This window comes from Idiomarina sp. T82-3, from assembly GCF_001577655.1.
Lineage (GTDB): Bacteria > Pseudomonadota > Gammaproteobacteria > Enterobacterales > Alteromonadaceae > Idiomarina > Idiomarina baltica.
The window spans coordinates 26,798-51,083 of the sequence record NZ_LSBQ01000021.1 but is presented as its reverse complement, the minus strand read 5'-3'; the positions used below and the strand labels follow the sequence as shown (position 1 = coordinate 51,083).

Genomic DNA, 24,286 nt, shown 5'->3' with positions numbered 1-24,286 from the left:
GAATGCCCGGCCAGTTGCTGCCGGAAGTCAGCCTGAAAGCAACGCTGCGTCGTGATCAGAAAAAGGCTGTGACGGCGCTTGCCGATCACGATACCGGAATACTTCATGCTCCGACCGCTTTCGGCAAAACCGTAACCGCTATTGGCATTGTCGCCAAGCGGCAGGTAAACACGCTGATCCTCACTCACAGTCGTCAGTTACTGGATCAATGGAAGGAGCGCCTGGAGACCTTTATTGAGGGTGCCTCCGTAGGTGTGATTGGCGGCGGCAAAAAGAAACCTACCGGTCAGATCGACGTTGCCACCTATCAAAGCCTGATCAACAAGAAAGATAATACGGTCTCAAGCAAGATCCGAGAATACGGGCAAGTCATCATCGATGAATGCCATCACATTTCAGCTCCCCGTTATGAAATGCTGCTTAACGAAGTCAGCGCCCGATATGTTGTAGGCCTCACCGCAACGCCTGACCGTCAGGATGGCCACCAAAAAATCATGTTTATGGTCGCGGGACCCGTTCGTCACAAAGTCAGGGCTGACCATGGGTCTAAGTTTGTCCAGCGTGTCATTGTTCGAGAACGTCATGAAACGCCACCGACGGACATCTTTCAGAATAATGGTGAACGACCACACATAGCATCGGTTTACCGTTGGCTCTCCCAGAGCACAGCCCGGAATCAGGATATTGTTCAGGATGTCGTACGCTGCGTTCAAAACGAGGCCAACTGTCTTTTGCTGACCGAACGACGAGAGCATGCCGAGACGCTGGCAACATTGTTGGAAGCTGCGTCGATATCGTCGGTTGTTTTGCGCGGCGGGATGCGAGTCAAGGAACGCCGGGCTGCCGAATCGCAGCTACACGAAGCCCAGGTTATTGTTGCAACCGGGAAATACATTGGTGAAGGCTTTGACTTGCCTCGGCTCGACACTTTGTTTCTGGCCCTGCCCATAGCCTGGAAAGGAACACTGTCGCAGTATGCTGGCAGGATTCACCGGGATGCCGACGGCAAGCAGAAAGTCACTGTCTACGACTACCTGGACAACAGCCTGCCAATGCTTGAACGCATGTTCCGAAAGCGCGAGAAAGGTTATAAGGCGATGGGATACCAGTTTGTCCAATCCGAGCCGCAAACCCGGCTGCTGTAACGTTCCAAAGAAAGGGGAAACATGGCTGAAACGAAAAGTGCTTCAGGCCTGCTTCATCGGCAGAACGTGAGACTTTACACGTTTCACATTTTTCGCTTCCTGCTCATAGGCACGATGACGAACATCCCATAACTCAACCGCGTGCTGAATATTCAGCCAGAACTCCGGCGTATTCCCCAAAGCCGCTGCGAGTTTGATTGCCATGGGTGCTGTCAGCGTGCCTTTGTCATGCGCAATCCGACTGAGTGTATTTCTGTGCACACCCATTGCTTCGGCAAGTTCACTGATTTCTATGTTCATCGGCTCCAGAAACTCGGTGATTAGCATTTCGCCAACGGTCACTGGACGATGTTTTGTGTTCCTCATTACCATAACCTCCTCTAGCCCTTGTAAACATGCGGGTCTAGATATGTATCTTGGGCGGTGCCATCTTCCCAGCGAAAAATCAGGCGATACTGTTTGTTAACCCGAATAGAACACCATCCCGACAGGTTTCCCTGCAAATGTTCAAAACGGTTACCCGGCGGAATCCTCAAGTCTGACTCCTGCGTCGCGGCATCCAGAATCTGAATCTTTCTGAACAGAGCGCCTTCAATAGTGCTGGGTATTTTCTTGTGGCTTTGGTCTTCGTCGTAGAACGCCTCCAGCCATATATCCCTGAATTCAACCGCCATAGTTATCTGATCGCTTTTCAATCATTTTATGCACAACAATGTTGTGCGTCAAGTCCATTCAAAATGAGAACGGATCCGTTTAGAAAACGATGTTACTATAATTTGGTGTGACCGAAAGGGACTAACGAGCGATTTCAAGGCGCTGATTTAATAGAGATTACTGCGCATACAAGACTCCCAGTTTCCCACTTATCCCAGTTTAAAATGGGTCGTCAGGAGCCGATGCAGAGGGAATTTGCCAATAGTTACACTTTTTTTCGTAAATTTCAGCACTCCAATGGTGCTCCGAGAATTTCATAAACTTTTGTTTTTAAAGTATTTTATATATTCTGCATTGGTAAATAGGCTTTATGGAGCTAGTGAGGCAGCCGCTTGCTAAACTCGGTTTTGACTATATTCGCTTCCGCTTTGGATTGCGGACTGCGTTGGCTGCCTGCTTATCATTGATCATAGCCTGGGCATTAGGATTAGAACACCCACAGTGGGCCGCTATGACCGTATGGGCTGTTTCGCAACCTACTCGCGGTCTGCTGTTAGAAAAAGGCGCATATCGCGCGCTAGGCACTCTAATCGGAACCTTGTTTGGTATGATTTTAGTGGTGACAGCGGATCATCAAATACTGCCTGTCGCGATGGGTCTTACACTTTGGGTCGCTCTCTGTGTTTATCTTGGTAATCTAATTCATGGCTTAGTGTCTTATGGCACTATTTTGGCGGGTTATTCTGCTTCCATGGTTGCTTTGCTAAGCCGCAGCCCTGATGCGCTCTTGCCTTTGGGGATCGACCGGTTATTAACGGTATTTGTTGGTGTCATGATGGCACTGGTTGTAGGTTGGTTATTCACCTACAAACGCGCGGAGCAAAGCCTTATCAACCAAATGCGACGCGAAACCATTATTTCTCTAGAAAATGTAGCACAATTATTCAGTAAGCAAGACAAAACACTCCTTAATTTTGATGACCGGCTATCGAAACTAGCACAAATTGAAGCACAATTGCTCGAACATGGTACGGGTTCTCCTGCAGCACATGAATCCGCTCGACTGGTAAGAAAGGTTATTAATAGCCAACTTGAGTGGTTGGCTCAGATTTATTTCTTGCCACTTGAAGCAAACCAAGAGATAAGTAAGCACTTACTTAATGCAGCAAGTTTACTCCGGCAAAATGCGAAACGCTCAGATATTTTAGCCGCATTAAAGAACGCCTCTTTGAGCGTTAGACAGTCACCATTACGCAGTGCATTTGATGAATTTATTGAGGCCTGTGACGAGCGTCTTTCATTTCGTGATTCCGGTCGCGCGGCGTCCTCGACACGCCGCTCGCTATCGTTGCTTCACCGTGACTGGATAGGCGCACGCGAGGCCAGTATTCGAACCATGGTCATCATGGGATTAATCAGTGCTTTATGGTGGTATACCGAGTGGTTCCAAGTCGCCTTTTTGTTGTTGGGCGCAAGCATCATGCTAACGCTGTTTTCCACCACAGATAACCCTGCTAAGACAATGAAAACAGTATTCATCGGTCAATGTGCAGGGGCATTACTCTCGATAGTCATTCATGCGGCAATATGGCCTTATCTAGAAAGTACCGGCGCCATGGTAATGTCACTCCTACCTATAATGTTTATCGCCGCGTTTCCTTTATCCCATCACCGTACGATTAACGGGAGCATGGACTTTATTCTGGTCTTTCTATTGTTGATGCAGCCGGTAATACCGTACAGTTTTGAGGTATTTAATTCGGTGAGTATTGCGCTTGCTGTTGTGTTAGCCCCTATCACAGCGATGCTTGGTTACAAACTGCTCTATCCAACCAATCTCGCTCGTCGTGAACATGCGTTAACTATCGCAATTGCCCATGAACTTGAAGCCTTTGACCAAACACCGGCATCCGCCTCTCGACGGCGTCGCTATCGGGCGCGATTTTACCACCGACTATTCAAACTCATACAAATTGCTGACAAAACTCACGCATCATATAAAAGCGTGATAAGTTGGTTATTACGTTATCAACAAGTCATGGTGTCTCATGAGCGATCAATGGATAAAGATTTACCGCGCCAGTAGCCCGATAGAGGCCGAATTACTCGGCGGGTTATTGCGTGCTGAGGGAATTCAGGTTCACGTTCCCAATAATCCCAGTGCCGGCGGCGTTGGCGAGTTACCTGCTGACGCTATCGAAACGGTCATCTACGTCATGCCAGAAGCTTACGATGCCGCGAAACATATTCTCAGTCTCTATGAACAAAATAGCGCTAATAACGCAGAATGGTGTTGTCCTGCATGTGGTGAGCTTAATCCTGCCTCATTTGAAGAATGTTGGCAGTGTCAAAAAGAACGACCGGTTACAGACTAATTAATTTTCGTTTATCTGCACGCGAGAGTTGTTTCAATTGAGCTTCGAGCTGACAGGCACGAGTTTTAGAAAAAGGCCCCTGACGCCAACTCAACACGACTGGTCGGCGACTCTGTGTATAGCGAGCCCCACCACTTAACTCGCCGTTATGTTGACGAATGCGTCGTTCTAAACACGTAGTGACACCGGTGTAAAGTGATCGATCACCGCATTCAACCATGTATACATACCAACGAGCTTCGGGCTCTGGCTTGAAATTTAATGTCTTATTCCCAATTTCTATTGATTCACACATTGTTGTCTTAGGAGCATTCCATGAGTCGTCATTTTGACCAAGCTAAGGGGCTATCAGAACATCACGATCCCGCAACCCACAAATTTGTTTTCAATCAGACGATGTTTCGTATTAAAGATCCCGAGCGTACTTTAAAGTTCTATTCAGAGGTACTCGGCATGACGCTTATCAAGCGTTTGGACTTCCCTGAGATGAAGTTCACGCTCTATTTCATGGCCTCAATCTCGCCCGAAGAACGCAGTCATTGGTCAACCGATCACGATGAACGCATCGTTCAAACCTTTGGCCGACCCGCCATGCTAGAACTTACGCATAACTGGGGAGATGAGAACGATGACAACGTGTCGTATCACAGCGGTAACCAAGAGCCAAAGGGGTTTGGTCATATCGGCTTTGCCGTGCCCGACATTGACTCCGCCTGCGAGCGCTTTGAAGAGCTCGGCGTTGAATTCCAGAAAAAACCTAATGATGGCAACATGAAAGGCATTGCTTTTATTAAAGATCCCGATGGCTACTGGATCGAGATCTTTACTCCGAATCGCCAACCAGATTTATTGCGCGAGCATCTCTGATACCGTCTTTTCGAGCGAGGTTAATCCTCGCTCACGCCCTATTTTGAGCGCTAGGTCTTTTTCCTTTCCATCGAGCCACGCTGCACGCAGTGCAAACAAAGCACCCACTCGATTACCCGATGCGCAATGCACGAGCACATTTTTATCTTTATGCTCAAGTAACACTTTATCCAACAAGCGCACCTTTGCGAGTGTCAAACCGTCAGCGCCTGGAATTGCAACATGGTAAAACGCCATGCCGTTTTCTGTTACCCATGTCGATTCAGCTGTTTGTGATTGTTCTGGTACAGACAACAGACTGATTACGATATCGCCGCCTTGCTCGGCGAAACGTTCAATATCGGCTTCAGCGGGCATTCCCATCACCCACAAATTCTGTTCAACTTGCTTTGCAGTCTCAATACCTTTGGCCGTGGAAAATATAGGCAAACTCAATATGACAACTGCGAATAGATAAATTGCACGCATGGTTTTTCACTCCTGTACAATACGAGTATCTGTCACAACTATTTAAGCATTTTACGATGACGAATACGATACATATATTGGTAGGCACCACGTCGGGCAACACTGAAGCGTTAGCCGACCACGTTCAACAAATTCTAGAAAGTCATGATCTTTCTACCCAGATGCATTACGAACCCACTTTCGATGATTTACCCAAATCAGGTATTTGGCTGATCTTCCTAGCCACTCACGGAGCAGGCGACTATGCCGATTCAATGCTTGATTTCTATGATGTCATCGCTTCTACGAATGTCCCTTTATTGCCTGATCTTAGCTATGCGGTCTGTGCCATCGGTGAATCTTGTTATGACACTTTTTGTGAAGCCGGTCGACATTGCGATAAAAAGCTCAGCGTTTTGAATGCCACACGACTATTTGAACGATTAGAGATCGACATGATGGAAGATGATCCTGAAGACAAAGCATCAAAATGGGTTACTGAATTGATCGATAAATTGCGATCATACCCACAAGATTGATCGCGTATTTTATGGGGTTTGCAACACGATCACGTGATCGTATCCACAGTTCTATACACAAATTTTTTTACTTGTGATCAAAATAAGGATAAGCAGACATAAGCGCTGTCATTGAATTGGGTATAACTGTGGGGATAACTCAAGCTGTGTATAAACACCCTAGTTATCCACGATCTATGATCGCAGTTTAAGGGATCTTTTTCACATGTTTTGATCGCTCTAAAAAGCAGTAAAAATAAGCCTTGTAGCGATCTATTCACAGAAAACGCGATCCTAATAGAAACAATAATAAAGATCTAAATAAAGATCCTTTACTGATCTTTATTGATCGAGCATAGCTTTACAGTCTGAATAAAAAATAACCGTTTCGATCACAGCCAAAACGCGTTAAAATACGCGGTTCACTGATGATGATCAGTTTTATCTTTATCTCCTTTCATCGAGGTTGTTCTGAATGTTGAAAAATAACGCCCAAACCTATGACGTCATCGTCGTCGGTGGTGGACATGCAGGTACCGAAGCAGCGCTAGCCGCAGCACGCATGGGATCGCGTACTTTATTGCTAACCCATAACATTGATACGTTGGGACAAATGTCATGTAACCCAGCGATCGGTGGTATTGGTAAAGGGCATTTGGTCAAAGAGATCGATGCACTCGGCGGTATCATGGCAAAAGCCGCTGACAAAGCAGGTATTCAATTCAGAACATTGAACTCGTCGAAAGGCCCTGCGGTGCGCGCTACGCGAGCGCAAGCCGATCGTCAACTATATAAGCAAGCAATCCGTTATGCGTTGGAGACCCAACCTAACTTAACGTTATTTCAGCAAGGCTGTGACGATCTGATCGTAGAGAATGATCAGGTGACGGGTGTAGTGACCCAAATGGGGCTCAAATTCCATGCTCGATCAGTCGTACTTACAGTGGGCACTTTCCTTGGTGGTCGGATCCATATTGGTTTAGATAATTACCAAGGCGGTCGTGCAGGAGATCCACCAGCAAATGCCCTATCGCAACGTTTACGTGCGTTACCACTTCGTGTTGATCGCTTGAAGACAGGTACCCCACCTCGTATTGCAAGTCATTCAATTGATTTTTCAGTCATGCAAGAACAACCCGGTGACACACCAACACCTGTGTTCTCGTACTTAGGAAGTCGCGCTGATCATCCTCAACAGATCCCTTGCTATATTACGCATACCAATGAGCAAACTCATGATGTGATTCGTTCAGGACTTGATCGTTCACCCATGTATTCGGGCGAGATTGAAGGTGTTGGACCGCGTTACTGCCCTTCAATAGAGGACAAAATTGTCCGTTTTGCGGACAAAACTTCGCATCAAATATTTGTAGAGCCTGAGGGTCTCAATACGTTTGAAGTGTATCCCAACGGGATCTCAACGAGTTTGCCTTTTGACGTTCAACAGCAATTGGTTCAGTCAATTCGTGGTTTCGAGAATGCTGTGATTACACGTCCTGGTTATGCGATCGAGTATGATTATTTTGATCCACGAGATCTCAAGCAGTCACTGGAAACTAAAGTGATTAATGGTTTGTTTTTTGCTGGTCAAATCAATGGCACCACTGGTTATGAAGAAGCAGGTGCACAAGGTTTGATAGCTGGCCTAAATGCAGCACGTTTAGCTCAAGATAAAGAAACGTGGTCTCCTCGTCGTGATCAAGCTTACATGGGCGTACTCATTGATGATCTGTCGACTTTGGGTACGCAAGAGCCCTATCGTATGTTTACATCACGAGCAGAATATAGACTATTATTGCGTGAAGATAATGCGGATATTCGCTTAACTGAAACAGGTCGTGAACTTGGTTTGGTTGATGATGAACGTTGGCAAGCGTTTAATTTAAAAATGGAAGCTATCGAGCAAGAAAAGCAGCGCTTGCGTAGCACTTGGGTTCATAAAGATCACCCAGAAATTGATAGTATTAACGCCTTTGTGAAAAGTCCGATAACAAAAGAGGTCAGTGGTGAGGAGCTACTACGTCGACCAGAAGTAAACTATCAGCAGTTGGTTAAAACACCGTTCTTTGCGCCGGGTTTAAGTGATTCAGCTGCAGCCGAACAGGTTGAGATCCAAACTAAATATGCAGGCTATATTTCACGGCAGCAAGATGAGATTGCGAAACAACAACGCCATGAAAATACGCGTTTACCGAATCAGTTTGATTATACGAGCATTAAAGGTCTCTCTAACGAGGTGATTGCTAAATTGAACCAACACCAACCTGAAACCGTTGGTAAAGCTGCTCGAATTTCAGGTATTACGCCCGCGGCGATATCAATGCTGCTCGTACATCTTAAGAAGCAAGGTTTGCTCAGAAAAAGCGCGTAAGGGATGAGTTTGAAAGAAAAATTAGAGAGGTTACTTGCACAAACGGATGATTCTGTCCGTGGCACAGTGTTAGATGAACAAGTGGTTAAACTTGTGCAACTGGTTGAATTGCTGGATAAATGGAATAAAGCGTATAATCTGACATCAGTCCGTGATCCAAATGAAATGCTTACTAAGCATATCATTGATAGCCTTGTGGTAATGCCACATTTAAAAGGTGAGCAATTTATTGATGTAGGCACAGGTCCGGGCTTACCTGGCTTGCCATTGGCTATTTGTATGCCACACTGTGAATTCGTATTGTTAGATAGCTTAGGTAAACGAATTCGCTTTATCAGGCAAGTTTGTCATGAACTTAATATCGAGAATGTAACGGCCGTACAAAGCCGAGTAGAAGCTTATGATAGTCGCTTACACGATTTTGACGGTGTGTTGAGTAGAGCCTTTGCCTCGCTTAATGATATGCTTTCATGGTGTCATCATTTACCAAAGCCGTCAGGGCGATTTTATGCGCTCAAAGGTATGTATCCAGAGCAAGAGATAGCTGACCTTGACACCCAATACGGTATTGATGAAATCAACCGATTGATGGTGCCCGGCTTGGAAGGCGAGCGGCACATGGTTATTATCCGTCCAATTAACGCCCATTAATAATAAGAGGTGATGCACCCGTGGCTACAACTATTGCGATAGCTAATCAAAAAGGCGGCGTGGGCAAAACGACCACCGCAGTGAATTTGGCTGCATCCATGGCTGCAACCAAGCGTAAAGTTCTACTCATTGATTTAGATCCTCAAGGTAATGCGACTATGGGTAGCGGTGTTGATAAGTATGAAGTCGATAGCACCGTGTATGAATTGTTAGTGGACGAAAAACCCATTAAAGAAGTGGTTGTTACCGATACTAACGGCAAATATCATCTTATCGCTGCAAACTCTGATGTCACAGCCGCAGAAATCAAATTAATGGAATTTTTTGCGCGCGAAGTACGGCTTCGAAACGCACTTAAGAGCGTGCAAGACGATTATGACTTTATTTTTATCGACTGCCCTCCTTCCTTAAATATGTTGACCGTTAATGCGATGGCAGCAGCCGATTCTATTCTTGTACCGATGCAGTGCGAGTATTATGCATTAGAGGGACTGACTGCGTTAATGGAGACAATCCGACAGCTTGCTGAAGTGGTTAATCCAAGCCTGACAATTGAAGGCATTCTGCGTACGATGTACGACCCGCGTAATCGCTTAGCTAATGATGTATCAGAACAGCTTAAGCAACATTTTGGTGAAAAAGTTTATCGCACGGTTATTCCACGTAACGTACGGTTGGCTGAGGCCCCTTCGTTTGGTGCTCCGGCCATGTATTATGATAAGTCATCAACTGGTGCAAAAGCTTATTTATCACTTGCTGGAGAGATCATCCGGCGAGCTGAAAAGCTGGAAAAAGAGCAGCAATCGGTTAATTCATAAAAACGAGTAGTAGGGTTTGAGGAAATAAATATATGTCGCCGAAAAAACGTGGTTTAGGTCGTGGATTAGACGCTTTATTGACAAGCAATTCGGCGAGTCAACAACGCCAAGATGGTCAACAGCCACCCGTGGAAGATGAACAACATACGTTGGTTAAAGGTGAACTTCAAAAGCTACCTATCGAGCAACTGCAACCTGGACGTTATCAACCGCGTAAAGATATGTCTCCTGAGGCACTTGAAGATCTCGCTGCTTCGGTAAAAGCACAGGGTATAATTCAGCCTATCGTGGTACGTATCATCGCAGACGATGAATATGAAATCATTGCTGGTGAGCGCCGCTGGCGAGCCGCGCAATTAGCTAAGCTTGAATTGGTTCCCTGCTTGGTAAAAGACGTGCCAGACGAAGCTGCCGTGGCGATTGCTTTAATTGAAAACATCCAGCGCGAAGATCTTAATGCGATGGAGGAGGCAACGGCACTCCAACGATTACTTGATGAATTTAATATGACACATCAAGACGTCGCGCAAGCGGTTGGTAAATCTCGCACTACGGTGACTAATCTTTTGCGCCTCAATAATTTAGAGGCGAGCGTTAAGTTGCTACTTGAACGTGGCGACATTGAACTCGGGCACGCTAAATTATTATTAGCGCTCGAAGGTGAACAGCAAGCGAGCGTTGCTCAGCATATTGCTGCAAAAGATATGACGGTGCGCGAAGCTGAAAAATTAGTTCGCAAAACCATTGAACCTCCCAAACAACAAGACAAACCTCAACCTGATGCTGATATCGAACGCCTTGAGGCATCCTTATCAGAGCGCTTGGGCGCAAAAGTTGCTATCAATCATGGCCGAAAAGGTAAAGGAAAAGTCGTTATCAATTACACTAACTTAGATGAGTTAGATGGCATATTAGCGCACATAAAATAAGACCCTTGTCACATTTGTAACGGGTATGTTAAGTAGCATTAAACTCAAAGGCTGTAGGCAAATTTGTTTGCATTTAGCGGGCAGATCTTTATACTAGCGCGAGTTTATTTGTGCCTGTTTAAAAATAGGTCAACACCCAAATTTTGAAGAAAGGTTCAATAGTGACTCAGCCCCTTGCTTTGGCAGGAAAAAAACTAGCACGAAAAACGGTTTTGAGTCAGTTAGTTGTGTCGTTGTGCACTGCTTTATTGGCCTTTCTTGTGAGCCAAACAGATGCTGCATTAGCCGCTTTATTGGGGAGTTTTTCGGCACTGATTCCCAACGCGCTGTTTGGCTGGATAGCGTTTAGATATGCGGGCGCGCGTGCCAACCAACAAGTGGTCAAAAGTTTTTTTGTTGGTGAGGGCGTCAAGCTAGTACTTACAGCAGTACTACTGAGTTTAGTTTTACTGCTTACAAATTCTAATGCATTGTGGTTATTAACCGGCTTTATTCTAGCCGTTGTTGCACAGTGGATTGCACCGATTTTGTTTTTAAAATCAACGTAACTGGGAAACAACATGGTAAGTGGAGAGCAAACTCCGACTCAGTATATCCAACACCACCTTCAAAACTGGACGGTTGGTGAAGGATTCTGGGCGGTAAATGTCGATACTATCTTCTGGTCCGTGTTACTAGGTGTGCTATTTCTGTGGAGTTTCCGCAGAGTAGCCAAAAAATCCTCTGCGGGGGTACCTGGTAAGTGGCAATGCTTTGTCGAAATGGTTGTCGAGTTTGTCGATAACAGCGTCAAAGAGTCATTCCACGGCAAAGATAAACTCATTGCACCTTTAGCGTTAACCATCTTCGTCTGGATCTTCCTGATGAACTTGATGGACTTAATACCTGTTGATTGGTTGCCTACGGCAGCTATGTACACGGGCTATTGGCTAGGGTTTGTTAATGATCCTCATGACGTGTATTTCAAAGTGGTGCCAACCACCGACTTGAATACTACATTCGCACTGAGCTTAAGTGTTTTTGCTTTGATCATTATCTATTCGATCAAATACAAAGGCATCAAGGGCTTTGCCAAAGAAATGACGTTTACGCCATTTAATCACTGGGCGCTTGTCCCTGTGAACTTTGTGCTCGAGAGTATCACGCTACTCGCTAAGCCGGCGTCGCTGGCACTGCGTTTGTTTGGTAACCTCTACGCGGGTGAATTGATCTTTATTCTTATTGCGATGATTGGATTCTTCCAGTTGCCAGCGCACTTCGCCTGGGCTGTATTCCATATCCTCGTTATCGTGTTACAAGCGTTTATTTTCATGATGTTGACCATTGTTTATCTGAGCATGGCATCATCTGAACACTAAGTTTGGTTTTACTTTTATTTTTTAACTTTAATCTACTGAAAATTGGAGATATCAATGGAAACTGTAGTTGCTTTTACCGCTATCGCTGTATCAATCATGATCGGTCTTGCTGCGTTGGGTACAGCGCTTGGCTTCGGTATGTTGGGTGGCAAATTCTTGGAAGCGGCCGCTCGTCAACCAGAACTAGCGCCTCAATTACAAGTTAAAATGTTCATCGTTGCGGGCCTTATCGATGCTATCGCTATGATCGGTGTTGCGGTTGCTTTGCTATTCACATTCGCAAACCCGTTCTTAACTCAGGTAGCAGGCTAAGCGCGATTCGACGGTCACCAAATAAAGGAGGTCCGTTGTGGATATCAACGCTACTATAATTGGACAAACGATCGCGTTCGCCGTGTTCGTGTGGTTCTGCATGAAGTTCGTGTGGCCACCGATCATCAAGGCAATTGAAGAACGTCAGAAGAAAATTGCTGACGGGCTTAGTGCTGGTGAACGTGCTCAAAAAGATTTAGAAAAAGCCCAGGAAGACATCGCTGAACAGCTTAAAGAGGCGAAGCAGCAAGCGGCTGAAATCATTGAGCAGGCTAAGAAACGTGGCGCAAAAATCGTTGAGGACGAAACTCAGCGTGGTCACGAAGAACGCGAGAAAATCGTCGCGTCTGGTCATGAGGAAGTCGAAGCTGAACGCCATCGTGCTCGTGAAGAGTTGCGTAAGCAAGTCGCTGTTCTAGCTGTGACTGGTGCTCAGAAAATTATCGAGCGTGAAATTGATGAGAACGCTCATCGCGACATCGTTGAAAAACTGGTCGCTGAACTTTAATCAAGGGGTTTGAGCTTATGTCAGAACTGACTACTGTCGCTCGCCCCTACGCAAAAGCAGCTTTTGATTTTGCTTTGCAACAAGGAGCGCTCGATAAGTGGGCCGATATGTTGTCTTTTGCCGCTTCAGTGGCGCAAGATGACCGTATGGCGAGCTTTTTGAGTAGCTCTGCTACCGTTGGTCGCACGAGTGAGGTGTTTATCGGAGTATGCGGTGACGCATTAACCGAACAAGCACAGAATCTTATCAAGGTGATGGCAGAAAACGAACGTTTAACTGCCCTGCCAGCGGTGTTGGAACAATTTAACGTGCTCCGTGCTGATTACGAAAAGGAAATTGTCGTAGATGTAACGGGTGCGGTCGAAATGTCGGATGCTCAGCAAGCTGAGCTTTCTAAGGCACTCGAAGCACGTTTGCAACGCAAAATTAAGCTGAACTGCAGTGTAGATGCGTCAATGATTGGCGGATTAACCATTCAAGCAGGCGATACCGTGATTGACGGTTCACTGCGTGGCAAGCTAGAACGTCTTGCCTATGCACTGCAATCCTAATTGGGGACTTGAGCATGCAACTGAATTCAAATGAAATCGCAGAACTAATCAAAGAGCGTATTGAGAAGTTCGAAGTCACCAGCGAAGCGCGCAACGAAGGTACTATCATGTCTGTACAAGACGGTATCATTCGCGTTCACGGCCTTGCAGACTGCTTGCAAGGTGAGATGATCGAGCTTCCTGGAAACCGCTACGCTATCGCACTGAACCTTGAGCGTGACTCTGTTGGTGCGGTTGTAATGGGCCCTTATGCTGACTTGCAAGAGGGTGTAAAAGTTAAATCTACGGGTCGTATTCTTGAAGTACCTGTTGGTAACAAGTTGCTTGGCCGTGTAGTTAACACGCTTGGTCAACCTATCGACGGTAAAGGTCCTATCGAAGCGGAAGCTTACGAGCCTGTCGAAAAAATTGCACCGGGTGTTATCGATCGTCAATCTGTTGATGAGCCAGTACAAACCGGCTACAAATCAATCGACTCGATGATCCCAGTCGGTCGTGGTCAACGTGAGTTGATCATTGGTGACCGTCAAACCGGTAAAACGGCTTTAGCAGTTGACGCAATCATCAACCAGAAAAACTCTGGAATTAAATGTGTTTACGTCGCAATCGGCCAGAAAAACTCAACGATTTCTGCAGTTGTTCGTAAGCTGGAAGAGCACGGCGCATTGGAAAACACCATTGTTGTAGCCGCTTCTGCTTCTGAATCTGCGGCGCTTCAGTACTTGTCAGCATACTCTGGCTGTACTATGGGTGAGTTCTTCCGTGACCGCGGTGAAGACGCATTAATTATTTATGATGATTTGTCGAAGCAAGCAGTTGCTTATCGTCAAATTTCATTGCTACTGCGTCGTCCTCCAGGTCGTGAAGCATTCCCTGGTGACGTTTTCTATCTACATTCGCGTCTACTTGAGCGCGCTGCTCGCGTCAACGCTGACTATGTAGAAAAGCACACCAACGGTGAAGTGAAAGGTAAAACAGGTTCTTTGACCGCATTACCTATCATTGAAACACAAGCGGGTGACGTATCTGCGTTCGTACCGACTAACGTGATTTCAATCACTGACGGTCAGATCTTCCTTGAAACTGACCTGTTCAACTCAGGTATTCGCCCAGCGGTTAACGCGGGTATCTCAGTTTCTCGTGTTGGTGGTGCTGCACAGACTAAGATCATCAAGAAATTGGGCGGCGGTATCCGTCTAGCCTTGGCTCAGTACCGTGAATTGGCAGCCTTTGCTCAGTTCGCATCTGACCTTGATGAATCGACTCGTGCTCAACTTGAGCACGGCCAGCGCGTCACCGAGTTGATGAAGCAGAAGCAATATAAGCCTATGAGCGTGGCTCAAATGGCTGTATCAATTTACGCCGTTGAGAAAGGCTTCCTGAAAGATGTGGCTATCGACAAAATCATGGATTTTGAAGAGTCTCTACAATCATTCATGGCGAGCGAATACTCTGAGCTGATGGCTGAAATTGATAAAACCGGAAACTATAACGACGACATCGATAGCCAATTGAAAGCGGCACTTGAGAAATTCAAGCAAACGCAATCATGGTAATTGGCGGTGGCCGCTAGTAAGCGGCCATTTGTCGTTGAGTTAAAGGAGAATCATCATGGCCAGCGGTAAAGAGATAAAGACACAGATCTCGAGTATCGGTAATACTCAGAAGATCACTAGCGCTATGGAGATGGTAGCTGCGTCAAAAATGAAAAAGGCGCAGGAACGTATGGATGAAAGTCGTCCATACGCGGACACCATTCGCAAAGTGATTGGTCATGTCGCACGCGGAAACATTGAGTACCGTCATCCATTTATGGAAGAACGCGAAGTGAAGCGTGTGGGCTACATTGTGATTTCTACCGACCGTGGTTTATGTGGTGGTCTTAACTCTAACGAGTTTAAAGCCGTCGTAAAACACGCAAACGAGTGGAAAGAACAAGGCATTGAGGCTGATTTTGCAGCCATCGGAAGTAAAGCAACCGGCTTTTTCAAACGTTTTGGTGGTAAGTTGCAAGCCCAAGTATCGGGTTTAGGTGACAAGCCAGAACTTAAAGAAATTACGGGTTCTGTCCAAATTATGTTGGACGCTTTTGAAGAAGGCAAAATCGACCGCTTGTACGTGGTGTACAACAAGTTCGTTAACACCATGACACAAGAGCCGACCATTCACCAATTGCTGCCATTGCCGCAAGCGGAAAAGGACGAAAATGTCCAAACGGGTAGCTGGGACTACTTGTACGAGCCAAACCCTGAAAGCATTCTCGACACGCTTATTCGTCGATATGTTGAGACCCAGGTGTATCAGGGTGTTGTAGATAACTTCGCCAGTGAGCAAGCTGCTCGTATGATTGCGATGAAAGCTGCAACTGACAATGCTGAAGACCTTATTGATAAGCTTCAGCTGCAGTACAACAAAGCTCGTCAGGCAGCGATTACGCAAGAAATATCGGAAATCGTCTCCGGCGCCGAAGCGGTATAACGCGGCAACGGTAAAAGAATTGAAGAGTTAGAGGAATAGTCATGAGTCAAGGTAAAGTCGTACAGATTATCGGCGCCGTTGTGGACTTTGAGTTTCCACAAGACGCAGTGCCAAAAGTATACGACGCATTGAAAGTGACCGAAGGTAACCTTGAAGGCCTAGTGCTAGAAGTTCAGCAGCAGCTAGGTGGTGGTATTGTTCGTGCCATCGCAATGGGTACTACCGACGGTTTGCGTCGCGGCATCATCGCTGAAAACACCGGTGAGCCGATCATGGTTCCAGTGGGTAAGAAAACCCTGGGCCGTATTATGAACGTATTAGGTCAGCCTATCGATGAAGCGGGCCCTATCGGTGAAGAAGAACGTATGTCGATTCACCGTGCAGCACCTACGTACGAAGAGCAGTCAAACACCAGCGATTTGCTTGAGACAGGTATCAAAGTTATCGACTTGATCTGTCCTTTCGCAAAAGGTGGTAAAGTTGGCTTGTTCGGTGGTGCGGGTGTTGGTAAAACCGTAAACATGATGGAGCTTATCCGTAACATCGCTATCGAGCACAGCGGCTACTCAGTATTCGCAGGTGTTGGTGAGCGTACTCGTGAGGGTAATGACTTCTATCACGAAATGAACGATTCAAACGTTCTCGACAAAGTATCATTGGTTTATGGTCAGATGAACGAGCCACCGGGCAACCGTTTACGTGTTGCATTGACCGGTTTGACCATCGCGGAGAAATTCCGTGACGAAGGTCGCGATGTATTGTTCTTCGTTGATAACATCTACCGTTACACCCTAGCCGGTACGGAAGTATCTGCATTGTTGGGTCGTATGCCATCAGCAGTAGGTTATCAGCCTACATTGGCTGAGGAGATGGGCGTACTTCAGGAACGTATTACGTCAACCAAAACAGGCTCAATCACCTCGGTTCAAGCCGTATACGTACCTGCGGATGACTTGACGGATCCATCACCAGCAACAACCTTTGCTCACTTGGACGCAACTGTTGTACTTAACCGTGATATCGCATCATTGGGTATCTACCCTGCGGTTGACCCATTGGATTCAACCTCGCGTCAGCTCGACCCACTGGTTATCGGTGAAGAGCACTACGACACAGCGATGGGTGTGCAAGAAGTACTTCAACGCTATAAAGAGTTGAAAGACATCATTGCTATCTTGGGTATGGATGAGTTATCTGAAGAAGATAAGCGTACCGTTGCTCGTGCACGTAAGATCCAGCGTTTCTTATCACAGCCGTTCTTCGTAGCAGAAGTATTTACAGGAGCACCTGGTAAGTACGTATCGCTCAAAGATACTATCGCTGGCTTCAAGGGCATCCTTGAAGGTGATTACGATGATCTTCCAGAGCAAGCTTTCTACATGGTAGGTACCATCGAAGAAGCGATTGAAAAAGCCAAAAACCTGTAACCAACTGGGAGGTTTAAATGGCGACACAAACGTTAAATCTGGAAATCGTGAGTGCAGAACGTCGGTTGTTTACCGGCGTTGTGCAGACGGTCCAGGTGTCGGGTAGCGAAGGTGAACTGGGTATTTACCCAGGACACGCACCCTTACTGACCAAAATCAAACCAGGAATGGTTCGTTTTTTGAGTGAGGAAGGTCAAGAAGAACTGCTGTATGTTGCCGGCGGTGTTCTTGAAGTGCAACCAGGTCAAGTGATTGTTCTTGCTGATGTTGCTGTACGTGGTCATGAGCTAGATGAGCAAGAAGCTGAAGCAGCGCGTAAGCGTGCGGAAGAAGCGATTGCGGATTCAGGTTCTGACTTGTCGTATGCTGAAGCAATTGCAGAATTATCACGCGCGATGGCGCAACTTGAAGTTATTCGTAAGCTTAGACGTTAAAAATTAGAAAAAAATTACGCAAAAGGCCTTGTTGTTGGTACAACAAGGCCTTTTTTGTATGTAGAATATGTCCGTTTTCAACAAATCGATAACACTAAGGATGTAAAAGATATGAAACTTCGCGTAATCATCTTGGCTGCGGGAAAAGGAACACGGATGCGTTCGAGCCTGCCCAAAGTGTTACACAAGGTTGCTCACAAGCCGATGGTGCAGCACGTAATTGACTGTGCAAAGGTGTTAAAGCCTCACGCTATAAATTTAGTTTATGGCCATGGAGGGGAGCAATTAAAAGCGCATGTTTCGGATTCATCCTTGATGTGGAACGAACAAAAGGAGCAGCTAGGAACCGGGCATGCTGTTCAACAAGTAATGGATGAGCTCCTGCCTGACGAAAAAGTCGCAATCTTATATGGCGATGTTCCCCTGTTAACGCCGGAAACTCTATCTAAACTACTCGACGTTGCTACACGCACCGACTTAGGTCTTCTTACAATGAAGTTAGATGACCCATCTGGTTATGGGCGTATCATTCGTGACAAGGCTACACAGCGTATCGTTGGTATTGTTGAACAGAAAGATGCGACCGACGAAGAGCTTCAGGTGAACGAAGTAAACACCGGTATCATGGTAGCAAGCGGTGATGCGCTTAAGCGCTGGCTGAGCGCATTAGATAATAATAATGCCCAGCAAGAGTATTATTTAACTGACATTGTTGCTATGGCAGCTAGTGAAGGCGTCGATATCGCTTCAACTCAACCAGGTGAAACAAACGAAGTTGAGGGAGCGAACAACCGTATTCAACTTGCCAGCTTAGAGCGAGCTTACCAGCAACGAGTTGCGCGCGACTTGATGACCCAAGGCGCTACGTTGATGGATCCGATGCGTTTCGATGTTCGCGGTTCGGTTGTTGTTGGCGAAGATGTGGTAATAGATGTAAATGTTGTGTTTGAAGGGCATGTTGAACTTGGTAATGGTGTCGTTATTGAGCCAAACTGTGTTATTCGAAACGCTAAAATTGGTGCAAACACAGTTATAAAGGCGAACAGCCATATTGAGGATGCTCGCATAGAGACCGATTGCCAAGTCGGTCCCTTTGCGCGACTACGTCCAGGCGCGATTATGGAGCGAGGAGCCCTTGTTGGCAATTTCGTAGAGATGAAAAAAACTCGTCTCGGCGAGGGCTCAAAAGCGAATCACTTAACTTACTTAGGTGATACAGAGATCGGTAAACAAGCAAACATCGGTGCAGGTACTATTACTTGTAATTACGATGGTGTGAACAAATCCAAAACCGAAATCGGTGATGGCGCATTTATTGGCTCTAATAGTTCACTAGTCGCACCTGTGAAAATTGGCAAAGAAGCGACTATTGGTGCAGGTTCTGTCGTCACTCGAGATGTTGAAGATCAGCAACTAGCCGTTGCGCGCGGTAAGCAAAGAAACATAGATGGTTGGGAAAGACCAAAGAAAAGGGAACAGTAATTATGTGCGGTATTGTAGGAGCAACGTCTGAGCGACGTGTCAGCGGAATTTTATTAGAAGGTCTTAAACGTCTCGAATATCGAGGTTATGACTCAGCTGGTATTGCTGTTATCGATAAATCTCAACACTTACAAACGATTAAGCGTACAGGTAAAGTGCAAGCGTTAGCAGACGCTATTGATGAGAGTCCAGTTGATGGCACCATAGGTATCGCACATACTCGGTGGGCCACACACGGTGGCGTGACAGAGAGAAATGCCCACCCTCACCTATCGGAACATGAAATTGCCGTTGTGCATAATGGCATCATCGAAAACCATGAAACTTTGCGTGAGCAACTGCAAACGTTAGGCTATGAATTTGTGAGTCAGACCGATACCGAAGTAATTGCTCACCTTATCCATCATGAACGTAAAACCCATGATGACTTACTTGATGCGTTGAAAGCGGCTGTAAGACAATTAGAGGGCGCCTACGGAACGGTCGTAATGGATACCAATGATCCTGAACGTTTGGTTGTTGCTCGCTCTGGAAGTCCCCTAGTGATTGGCGTAGGTATTGGTGAAAACTTTGTCGCCTCTGATCAGTTGGCGCTATTACCTGTAACACGCAAGTTTATTTATCTCGAAGAAGGTGACGTTGCCGATATCAACCGTAACGACATCAAAATTTATGATAGCGCTGACGAAGCTGTTGAGCGCGAAGTCGTTGATTCAGATGTCAATTACGATGCAGGCGGTAAAGGTCAGTATCGCCATTTCATGTTGAAAGAAATTCACGAGCAACCTATCGCGGTGCGAAATGCGTTGGAAGGTCGATTATCCGAAACGACCGTGCTTGATGATGCGTTTGGTGAAGGTGCAGCCGAGTTATTTAAGACGGTTGAGCATGTCCAAATCATTGCTTGTGGTACCAGTTACCATGCGGGCATGGTGGCAAAATACTGGCTTGAATCAATGGCAAACATCTCGTGTAATGTAGAGATAGCCTCTGAGTTCAGGTATCGCCAGTCGTTTGTGCGCCCTAACAGTCTGCTTGTGACTATCTCGCAAAGTGGCGAAACGGCGGATACGCTCGCAGCGCTTCGTCTCTCAAAAGAAATGGGCTATCGAGGCAGTCTGACGATTTGTAACGTCGCAACCTCGTCCATGGTACGTGAGTCAGATCTTGCTTTTATGACGCGTGCTGGCGCAGAAATCGGCGTCGCATCAACGAAAGCATTTACTACCCAGCTTACGGGGTTATTAATGCTCACCGTTGCGATTGGTAAGTACCGTAGCATGAACGAACAACAGCAATCCGCTATTGTTAAAGCGTTACAAACCTTACCTGCTAAACTCGAAGAAGCGGTTGAACTTGATGCTGAAATTGAAGCGTTGGCGCCCGACTTTGCAAGCAAGGATCATAGTCTATTCCTTGGACGTGGTAATCAATACCCAATAGCCATGGAAGGTGCGTTAAAGCTCAAAGAGATCTCGTATATTCACGCGGAAGCGTACGCAGCTGGAGAGCTTAAGCATGGCCCATTAGCGTTAATCGACGAAGAGATGCCGGTCATTGTTGTTGCACCTAACAACGAGCTGCTCGAGAAGCTTAAATCAAACGTTGAAGAAGTGCGCGCTCGTGGCGGCATTATGTATGTGTTCTCTGATAAGAACGCACGCTTCACCAGTGATGACACGATGAATGTATTAAATGTCTGTCACTGCGATGAGGTCATTGCGCCTATCGTGTACACCATTCCTCTGCAGTTGTTGTCGTACTACGTGGCTATCATTAAAGGCACCGATGTCGACCAACCAAGAAACCTTGCGAAGTCAGTGACGGTTGAATAACCGTCACTGCGTTTTAAACAACGGCTAATAAGGACATAAAATGTATCTTTTGAGTAACATTAGATGTCCTTTTTTTGCTGGATGACACTAAACTTTCACCTCTAAGTTACCCTGTTCCGTTATATCTACTTTTGTTTTTAAATACTCATAATCTTTTTCAGAAAGGTAAAATCCTGACGGTATTCTGTAACGCTTGTCATTATAGTAAAATAGCATATATGGTGCGCCAAAAAGCCTTGTCCATAAGGGTTTCCGAAGCACATAAACCATTTTACTAAGTGGAACCTCTTTAGTTTTTCCAAACTTTTTTATGAAAAGACTATTATTTTCTAACCAATACGAAAAAAACGGTTCAGTAATCATTCGAAATGGCATATAAATAAAAACTGCAAAAATCATAAGTGTCATACCAATGGTCGCTTTTGCTTCAAACAGAGTGCCGTCGCCCGTCTTATAAAAATTGATGACTAGATCTTTGTCTGGCCAAAAAAAATAGAGGCTACTTAAAAAAAACAACAAAAGAAAAACAAACCAAAAATGATTGAACTTAAATTTAATCACTTGCACAACCTACTTCAATTTTTTAATTAGATTAAAACGATAGTCATTAGGCTTGATATAAAACCCCGAATTTTCCCACTGATAACCTTTATAACGCTAACCGTATTTTATTAAAGAGAAACCAAAATCCGCCGCATAATATTGTATAAAGAGGAGGCCAAATAAAGAAAACTATGTTTGAAAGACCGTCCGGTTGGCTGTTACTGATTATCCAATAAAAATAAGTAAAGGATAGAATTAAGGTGATAAGCATCGGCACCCACCCATACTTTAATTTTTATACAGATTAGCGTGATAAGAGCTATGATCGCAACGTGGACTAGTATTAAGGTCATAATGTAGCCTCTGGTAAATTCAACTCTTGAACAATTTGTTGCCGTCAGACGAAAGATAGAAGCCTTTCGGAATCCTATAGCTAGCGGCTATCAACGGTATCAGCTCCATCCGACATCAAGCTACAGGTTGCGCCTAAAATCAATCTGCGAGTTTTATCTTGCGCATCATAAATGTATGCGCATAGATGTGGATTATCGGGATTAACATTAGCTGCAAGTCTAGGCTCTTTCTGTGTTTGTCGAATTGTTTGAGGTGTTTGATAGCTATTCATTGCCACAACAGCACATGGCGACACTTCTCCGCCAAAGTCTTCGAAAAGACTCAGGCTCTTGTTGCCTAGACGTGTTAACGACTCAGTAGGATTAATAGTCAGCGTATCGCCCTTTAATGTCAGGAGGAAGGTTGCTTTCGCAGAGTTTTTGGGGTCCTCCGGATCGGCAAAATTTAAGGATATTGTCGAATTATGAAACGGCTTTCGCTTAATCAAGTAAATAGAAGACTGATTGAGAGTGCCCTTAATAAACCGAGACTGGTTGGCTACCTCGATCGTCGATGGTTCACTGTTGAAGTCGATTTCGCTGAACAGTTGGCTTGCTTGTTGTTGTAACTGTTTACGCGCATCAACTGAAAAGAAAGACTTTAATCCAAGATATTGAGGGTTATTTGTGCAGACGTGGTTATTAGCTTGCGTGTTATTTGAGTTAAGCCATTGCTGATACTCATCCGTAGCTTTAAACGAGCGGCTTAATTGGTCGCCGATATAATCTAATTGTTTATCGATTTGCTTTGCATAGGCAAACAGCTGCTTCGCGAGGTAGGTTTCAGTGTTTGTATGAGAGGTCTGTGAGACGTTAAAGGTTTCTGGTTTAATATCGCCTTGCATTAAGCGTGTTACGGGCGCGATCACTTTAAACGCGTCGTACCGAGATGACTCAGGTCGATGTACGATGATGCGATATTCTGAGTAGATGCGTTGATGTTCTTTTTCCGGGTTTTTATTTGTATTAAGAACGATCGTGTTGAAGAACCAGTCACGGAGTTGACCGGTTGTACAATCTTGGCATTGAATGAGAAAAGTAGGTGTTTCAAATGTTTTGCCAAGGGTGTTGAAGCTCGTTAAAAGCAATCCAAGTATAAGAAGTTTTCGCACTGTGTTCTCTCATTTTGATAACATTATTTTTACAATAATATAATAGTACTGTGTTGTCAGCCCAAAATGACGAAGTCAGTGCGACATAAATCGCGATATGCTTCGCATATACGTTTTATCGTGTCATAGTAGTTACTAAACCAACACACACTCTGTTGTCCGTCTCACTGAGTTAACAAGTGGAGTTTATGAGTCACGATCACCATCATCATCATCACCACGATATGTCTTCGAACCGGATTGGTTGGGCATTTTTTCTCAACTTGGCTTTCACCATCATTGAGTTTATTGGTGGTGTTTTAACGAACAGTACAGCGATCCTTGCAGATGCGGTGCACGATCTAGGCGATAGCTTATCTATAGGCCTAGCCTGGTTACTCAACAAGTTCAGTAAGCGGGATCCATCTCGCACCTTCACGTACGGGTATCAGCGGCTTTCATTGGTCGGGGCTTTTATTAATGCGGTGATTCTAATTGCCGGTTCGGTCTGGGTGCTTTATACCGCCATCCCTCGCTTATTTGATCCCGTGATGCCCGTTGCTGAAGGAATGATCGGACTGGCGGTTTTTGGTGTCGCCGTTAATGGCTATGCGGCGTTTAAATTAAGCGCAGGTGAGACGCTTAATGAACGCGTATTAAATTGGCACCTGATCGAAGACGTGTTGGGCTGGGTCGCGGTATTGATAGTCTCAATCGTGTTGTATTTTGTCGACTGGCCTATTCTTGACCCTTTGTTATCTATCGGTTTTACCTTATTTATTTTACTTAATGTTATTCGCACTTTGGCCTCTACAGTGAAACTGTTTGTGCAAGCAGCGCCCAGCGAAGAGGCCTATATCGCTATTCAAGAAAAACTGATAAAACTAGATGATGTGCAAGATGCTCATCATATTCACTTTTGGTCGCTTGATGGTGAGCGTCATGTATTAACCGCGCATATTGTGGTTGCGCGTGAGCTGACTGCGGAGCAGCGGGGCCGGCTCAAACTTAATATTTCCGATGCGCTACAAGGCTTTAATTTAGCGCATACTACAATTGAACTTGAGTATCCCGACGAGCCCTGTCGAGACCATTAATAG

Annotated in this window: 27 protein-coding genes; 21 read left to right on the top strand and 6 right to left on the bottom strand. The window is 45.5% G+C overall.

All coding sequences use genetic code 11. From position 1 onward, the window contains the following. Nucleotides 1-1,145 (top strand): DEAD/DEAH box helicase (locus AWU56_RS11200; RefSeq protein ID WP_286682562.1); only part of this gene is annotated, 1,145 nt, incomplete at its 5' end. Between the two features lie 42 nt (nucleotides 1,146-1,187). Here AWU56_RS11200 and AWU56_RS11195 read toward each other — a convergent pair. Next, nucleotides 1,188-1,511, bottom strand: a complete 324-nt coding sequence (locus AWU56_RS11195; protein ID WP_286682561.1) for a HigA family addiction module antitoxin — start codon at nucleotides 1,509-1,511, stop codon at nucleotides 1,188-1,190. A 14-nt stretch (nucleotides 1,512-1,525) separates the two neighbouring features. Beyond that, on the bottom strand, nucleotides 1,526-1,819 hold the full coding sequence (locus tag AWU56_RS11190; protein WP_044628576.1) for a type II toxin-antitoxin system RelE/ParE family toxin: 294 nt from the start codon (nucleotides 1,817-1,819) through the stop codon (nucleotides 1,526-1,528). A 350-nt stretch (nucleotides 1,820-2,169) separates the two neighbouring features. Here AWU56_RS11190 and AWU56_RS11185 point away from each other — a divergent pair, with 350 nt between their 5' ends. Then, entirely contained in the window at nucleotides 2,170-3,885 is a 1,716-nt protein-coding gene (locus AWU56_RS11185; RefSeq protein WP_286682560.1) for an FUSC family protein, read from the top strand. Continuing rightward, nucleotides 3,848-4,174 (top strand): putative signal transducing protein, encoded by a 327-nt coding sequence (locus AWU56_RS11180; protein ID WP_006954777.1) that lies wholly within the window; start codon nucleotides 3,848-3,850, stop codon nucleotides 4,172-4,174. The genes AWU56_RS11185 and AWU56_RS11180 overlap by 38 nt, the downstream gene beginning before the upstream one ends. On the opposite strand, the gene AWU56_RS11175 is transcribed toward AWU56_RS11180, so the two are convergent. Next, a complete protein-coding gene (locus AWU56_RS11175) occupies nucleotides 4,164-4,394 on the bottom strand; it encodes a GIY-YIG nuclease family protein (RefSeq protein WP_040487699.1) in 231 nt (76 codons plus the stop codon). The two genes, AWU56_RS11180 and AWU56_RS11175, sit on opposite strands and share 11 nt — an antisense overlap. 95 nt (nucleotides 4,395-4,489) lie before the next feature. Here AWU56_RS11175 and gloA point away from each other — a divergent pair, with 95 nt between their 5' ends. Beyond that, nucleotides 4,490-5,041, top strand: coding sequence for a lactoylglutathione lyase (gloA, locus tag AWU56_RS11170; RefSeq protein WP_006954770.1), 552 nt, complete (start codon nucleotides 4,490-4,492; stop codon nucleotides 5,039-5,041). Here the strand turns inward: gloA and AWU56_RS11165 are convergent. Beyond that, complete coding sequence (locus AWU56_RS11165; RefSeq protein WP_286682559.1) at nucleotides 5,021-5,509, bottom strand: protein tyrosine phosphatase family protein; 489 nt, start codon at nucleotides 5,507-5,509, stop codon at nucleotides 5,021-5,023. The two genes, gloA and AWU56_RS11165, sit on opposite strands and share 21 nt — an antisense overlap. A gap of 56 nt (nucleotides 5,510-5,565) precedes the next feature. On the opposite strand from AWU56_RS11165, the gene AWU56_RS11160 reads away from it, so the two are divergent. The 16 genes from AWU56_RS11160 to glmS all read left to right on the top strand — a co-directional run bounded on the left by AWU56_RS11160 (nucleotide 5,566) and on the right by glmS (nucleotide 21,160). Beyond that, complete coding sequence (locus tag AWU56_RS11160) at nucleotides 5,566-6,027, top strand: flavodoxin domain-containing protein (RefSeq protein WP_286682558.1); 462 nt, start codon at nucleotides 5,566-5,568, stop codon at nucleotides 6,025-6,027. A gap of 454 nt (nucleotides 6,028-6,481) precedes the next feature. After that, nucleotides 6,482-8,377, top strand: coding sequence for a tRNA uridine-5-carboxymethylaminomethyl(34) synthesis enzyme MnmG (gene mnmG / locus AWU56_RS11155; RefSeq protein ID WP_286682557.1), 1,896 nt, complete (start codon nucleotides 6,482-6,484; stop codon nucleotides 8,375-8,377). A 9-nt stretch (nucleotides 8,378-8,386) separates the two neighbouring features. After that, a complete protein-coding gene (gene rsmG, locus AWU56_RS11150; RefSeq protein ID WP_286682563.1) occupies nucleotides 8,387-9,028 on the top strand; it encodes a 16S rRNA (guanine(527)-N(7))-methyltransferase RsmG in 642 nt (213 codons plus the stop codon). Nucleotides 9,029-9,048: 20 nt separating this feature from the next. Next, nucleotides 9,049-9,846 (top strand): ParA family protein, encoded by a 798-nt coding sequence (locus AWU56_RS11145; RefSeq protein WP_286682556.1) that lies wholly within the window; start codon nucleotides 9,049-9,051, stop codon nucleotides 9,844-9,846. Between the two features lie 32 nt (nucleotides 9,847-9,878). Then, the gene (locus tag AWU56_RS11140; protein ID WP_286682555.1) at nucleotides 9,879-10,775 is read left to right on the top strand and encodes a ParB/RepB/Spo0J family partition protein; all 897 of its coding nucleotides are present in this window, start codon (nucleotides 9,879-9,881) and stop codon (nucleotides 10,773-10,775) included. A gap of 161 nt (nucleotides 10,776-10,936) precedes the next feature. Further along, a complete protein-coding gene (locus tag AWU56_RS11135) occupies nucleotides 10,937-11,323 on the top strand; it encodes an ATP synthase subunit I (RefSeq protein WP_006954758.1) in 387 nt (128 codons plus the stop codon). Nucleotides 11,324-11,335: 12 nt separating this feature from the next. Beyond that, entirely contained in the window at nucleotides 11,336-12,133 is a 798-nt protein-coding gene (atpB, locus tag AWU56_RS11130; RefSeq protein WP_286682554.1) for a F0F1 ATP synthase subunit A, read from the top strand. 54 nt (nucleotides 12,134-12,187) lie between these two features. Further along, nucleotides 12,188-12,445, top strand: coding sequence for a F0F1 ATP synthase subunit C (atpE, locus tag AWU56_RS11125; protein ID WP_006954753.1), 258 nt, complete (start codon nucleotides 12,188-12,190; stop codon nucleotides 12,443-12,445). Between the two features lie 37 nt (nucleotides 12,446-12,482). Then, complete coding sequence (gene atpF / locus AWU56_RS11120; RefSeq protein WP_006954751.1) at nucleotides 12,483-12,953, top strand: F0F1 ATP synthase subunit B; 471 nt, start codon at nucleotides 12,483-12,485, stop codon at nucleotides 12,951-12,953. Nucleotides 12,954-12,970: 17 nt separating this feature from the next. After that, nucleotides 12,971-13,504, top strand: a complete 534-nt coding sequence (gene atpH / locus AWU56_RS11115; RefSeq protein WP_286682553.1) for a F0F1 ATP synthase subunit delta — start codon at nucleotides 12,971-12,973, stop codon at nucleotides 13,502-13,504. A gap of 14 nt (nucleotides 13,505-13,518) precedes the next feature. Further along, nucleotides 13,519-15,060: a F0F1 ATP synthase subunit alpha gene (atpA, locus tag AWU56_RS11110; RefSeq protein WP_006954745.1), complete on the top strand. Its 1,542-nt coding sequence runs from the start codon at nucleotides 13,519-13,521 to the stop codon at nucleotides 15,058-15,060. Nucleotides 15,061-15,115: 55 nt separating this feature from the next. Beyond that, nucleotides 15,116-15,982, top strand: a complete 867-nt coding sequence (gene atpG / locus AWU56_RS11105) for a F0F1 ATP synthase subunit gamma (protein WP_006954744.1) — start codon at nucleotides 15,116-15,118, stop codon at nucleotides 15,980-15,982. 41 nt (nucleotides 15,983-16,023) lie between these two features. Then, on the top strand, nucleotides 16,024-17,409 hold the full coding sequence (gene atpD / locus AWU56_RS11100) for a F0F1 ATP synthase subunit beta (protein WP_006954743.1): 1,386 nt from the start codon (nucleotides 16,024-16,026) through the stop codon (nucleotides 17,407-17,409). A gap of 17 nt (nucleotides 17,410-17,426) precedes the next feature. Continuing rightward, complete coding sequence (locus AWU56_RS11095; protein WP_006954742.1) at nucleotides 17,427-17,843, top strand: F0F1 ATP synthase subunit epsilon; 417 nt, start codon at nucleotides 17,427-17,429, stop codon at nucleotides 17,841-17,843. Between the two features lie 111 nt (nucleotides 17,844-17,954). After that, nucleotides 17,955-19,325 (top strand): bifunctional UDP-N-acetylglucosamine diphosphorylase/glucosamine-1-phosphate N-acetyltransferase GlmU, encoded by a 1,371-nt coding sequence (glmU, locus tag AWU56_RS11090; protein ID WP_286682552.1) that lies wholly within the window; start codon nucleotides 17,955-17,957, stop codon nucleotides 19,323-19,325. 2 nt (nucleotides 19,326-19,327) lie between these two features. Continuing rightward, nucleotides 19,328-21,160: a glutamine--fructose-6-phosphate transaminase (isomerizing) gene (gene glmS / locus AWU56_RS11085; protein ID WP_286682551.1), complete on the top strand. Its 1,833-nt coding sequence runs from the start codon at nucleotides 19,328-19,330 to the stop codon at nucleotides 21,158-21,160. An 87-nt stretch (nucleotides 21,161-21,247) separates the two neighbouring features. On the opposite strand, the gene AWU56_RS11080 is transcribed toward glmS, so the two are convergent. Together AWU56_RS11080 and AWU56_RS11075 are read right to left on the bottom strand one after the other, a co-directional pair. After that, nucleotides 21,248-21,727, bottom strand: a complete 480-nt coding sequence (locus AWU56_RS11080) for a hypothetical protein (protein WP_286682550.1) — start codon at nucleotides 21,725-21,727, stop codon at nucleotides 21,248-21,250. Between the two features lie 409 nt (nucleotides 21,728-22,136). After that, a complete protein-coding gene (locus AWU56_RS11075; protein ID WP_286682549.1) occupies nucleotides 22,137-23,207 on the bottom strand; it encodes a hypothetical protein in 1,071 nt (356 codons plus the stop codon). Nucleotides 23,208-23,395: 188 nt separating this feature from the next. Between AWU56_RS11075 and AWU56_RS11070 the strand changes: the two genes are divergently transcribed. After that, entirely contained in the window at nucleotides 23,396-24,283 is an 888-nt protein-coding gene (locus tag AWU56_RS11070) for a cation diffusion facilitator family transporter (RefSeq protein ID WP_040487614.1), read from the top strand. Nucleotides 24,284-24,286 lie beyond the last annotated feature (3 nt).

What these genes read in the sequence shown, in the direction of transcription:
- AWU56_RS11195 (WP_286682561.1), bottom strand. Translation starts at nt 1,511, where the DNA reads ATGAGGAACACAAAACATCGTCCAGTGACCGTTGGCGAAATGCTAATC.
- AWU56_RS11190 (WP_044628576.1), bottom strand. Translation starts at nt 1,819, where the DNA reads ATGGCGGTTGAATTCAGGGATATATGGCTGGAGGCGTTCTACGACGAA.
- AWU56_RS11185 (WP_286682560.1), top strand. Translation starts at nt 2,170, where the DNA reads ATGGAGCTAGTGAGGCAGCCGCTTGCTAAACTCGGTTTTGACTATATT.
- AWU56_RS11180 (WP_006954777.1), top strand. Translation starts at nt 3,848, where the DNA reads ATGAGCGATCAATGGATAAAGATTTACCGCGCCAGTAGCCCGATAGAG.
- AWU56_RS11175 (WP_040487699.1), bottom strand. Translation starts at nt 4,394, where the DNA reads ATGGTTGAATGCGGTGATCGATCACTTTACACCGGTGTCACTACGTGT.
- gloA (WP_006954770.1), top strand. Translation starts at nt 4,490, where the DNA reads ATGAGTCGTCATTTTGACCAAGCTAAGGGGCTATCAGAACATCACGAT.
- AWU56_RS11165 (WP_286682559.1), bottom strand. Translation starts at nt 5,509, where the DNA reads ATGCGTGCAATTTATCTATTCGCAGTTGTCATATTGAGTTTGCCTATA.
- AWU56_RS11160 (WP_286682558.1), top strand. Translation starts at nt 5,566, where the DNA reads ATGACGAATACGATACATATATTGGTAGGCACCACGTCGGGCAACACT.
- mnmG (WP_286682557.1), top strand. Translation starts at nt 6,482, where the DNA reads ATGTTGAAAAATAACGCCCAAACCTATGACGTCATCGTCGTCGGTGGT.
- AWU56_RS11140 (WP_286682555.1), top strand. Translation starts at nt 9,879, where the DNA reads ATGTCGCCGAAAAAACGTGGTTTAGGTCGTGGATTAGACGCTTTATTG.
- atpB (WP_286682554.1), top strand. Translation starts at nt 11,336, where the DNA reads ATGGTAAGTGGAGAGCAAACTCCGACTCAGTATATCCAACACCACCTT.
- atpE (WP_006954753.1), top strand. Translation starts at nt 12,188, where the DNA reads ATGGAAACTGTAGTTGCTTTTACCGCTATCGCTGTATCAATCATGATC.
- atpH (WP_286682553.1), top strand. Translation starts at nt 12,971, where the DNA reads ATGTCAGAACTGACTACTGTCGCTCGCCCCTACGCAAAAGCAGCTTTT.
- atpA (WP_006954745.1), top strand. Translation starts at nt 13,519, where the DNA reads ATGCAACTGAATTCAAATGAAATCGCAGAACTAATCAAAGAGCGTATT.
- atpG (WP_006954744.1), top strand. Translation starts at nt 15,116, where the DNA reads ATGGCCAGCGGTAAAGAGATAAAGACACAGATCTCGAGTATCGGTAAT.
- atpD (WP_006954743.1), top strand. Translation starts at nt 16,024, where the DNA reads ATGAGTCAAGGTAAAGTCGTACAGATTATCGGCGCCGTTGTGGACTTT.
- AWU56_RS11095 (WP_006954742.1), top strand. Translation starts at nt 17,427, where the DNA reads ATGGCGACACAAACGTTAAATCTGGAAATCGTGAGTGCAGAACGTCGG.
- glmU (WP_286682552.1), top strand. Translation starts at nt 17,955, where the DNA reads ATGAAACTTCGCGTAATCATCTTGGCTGCGGGAAAAGGAACACGGATG.
- glmS (WP_286682551.1), top strand. Translation starts at nt 19,328, where the DNA reads ATGTGCGGTATTGTAGGAGCAACGTCTGAGCGACGTGTCAGCGGAATT.
- AWU56_RS11070 (WP_040487614.1), top strand. Translation starts at nt 23,396, where the DNA reads ATGAGTCACGATCACCATCATCATCATCACCACGATATGTCTTCGAAC.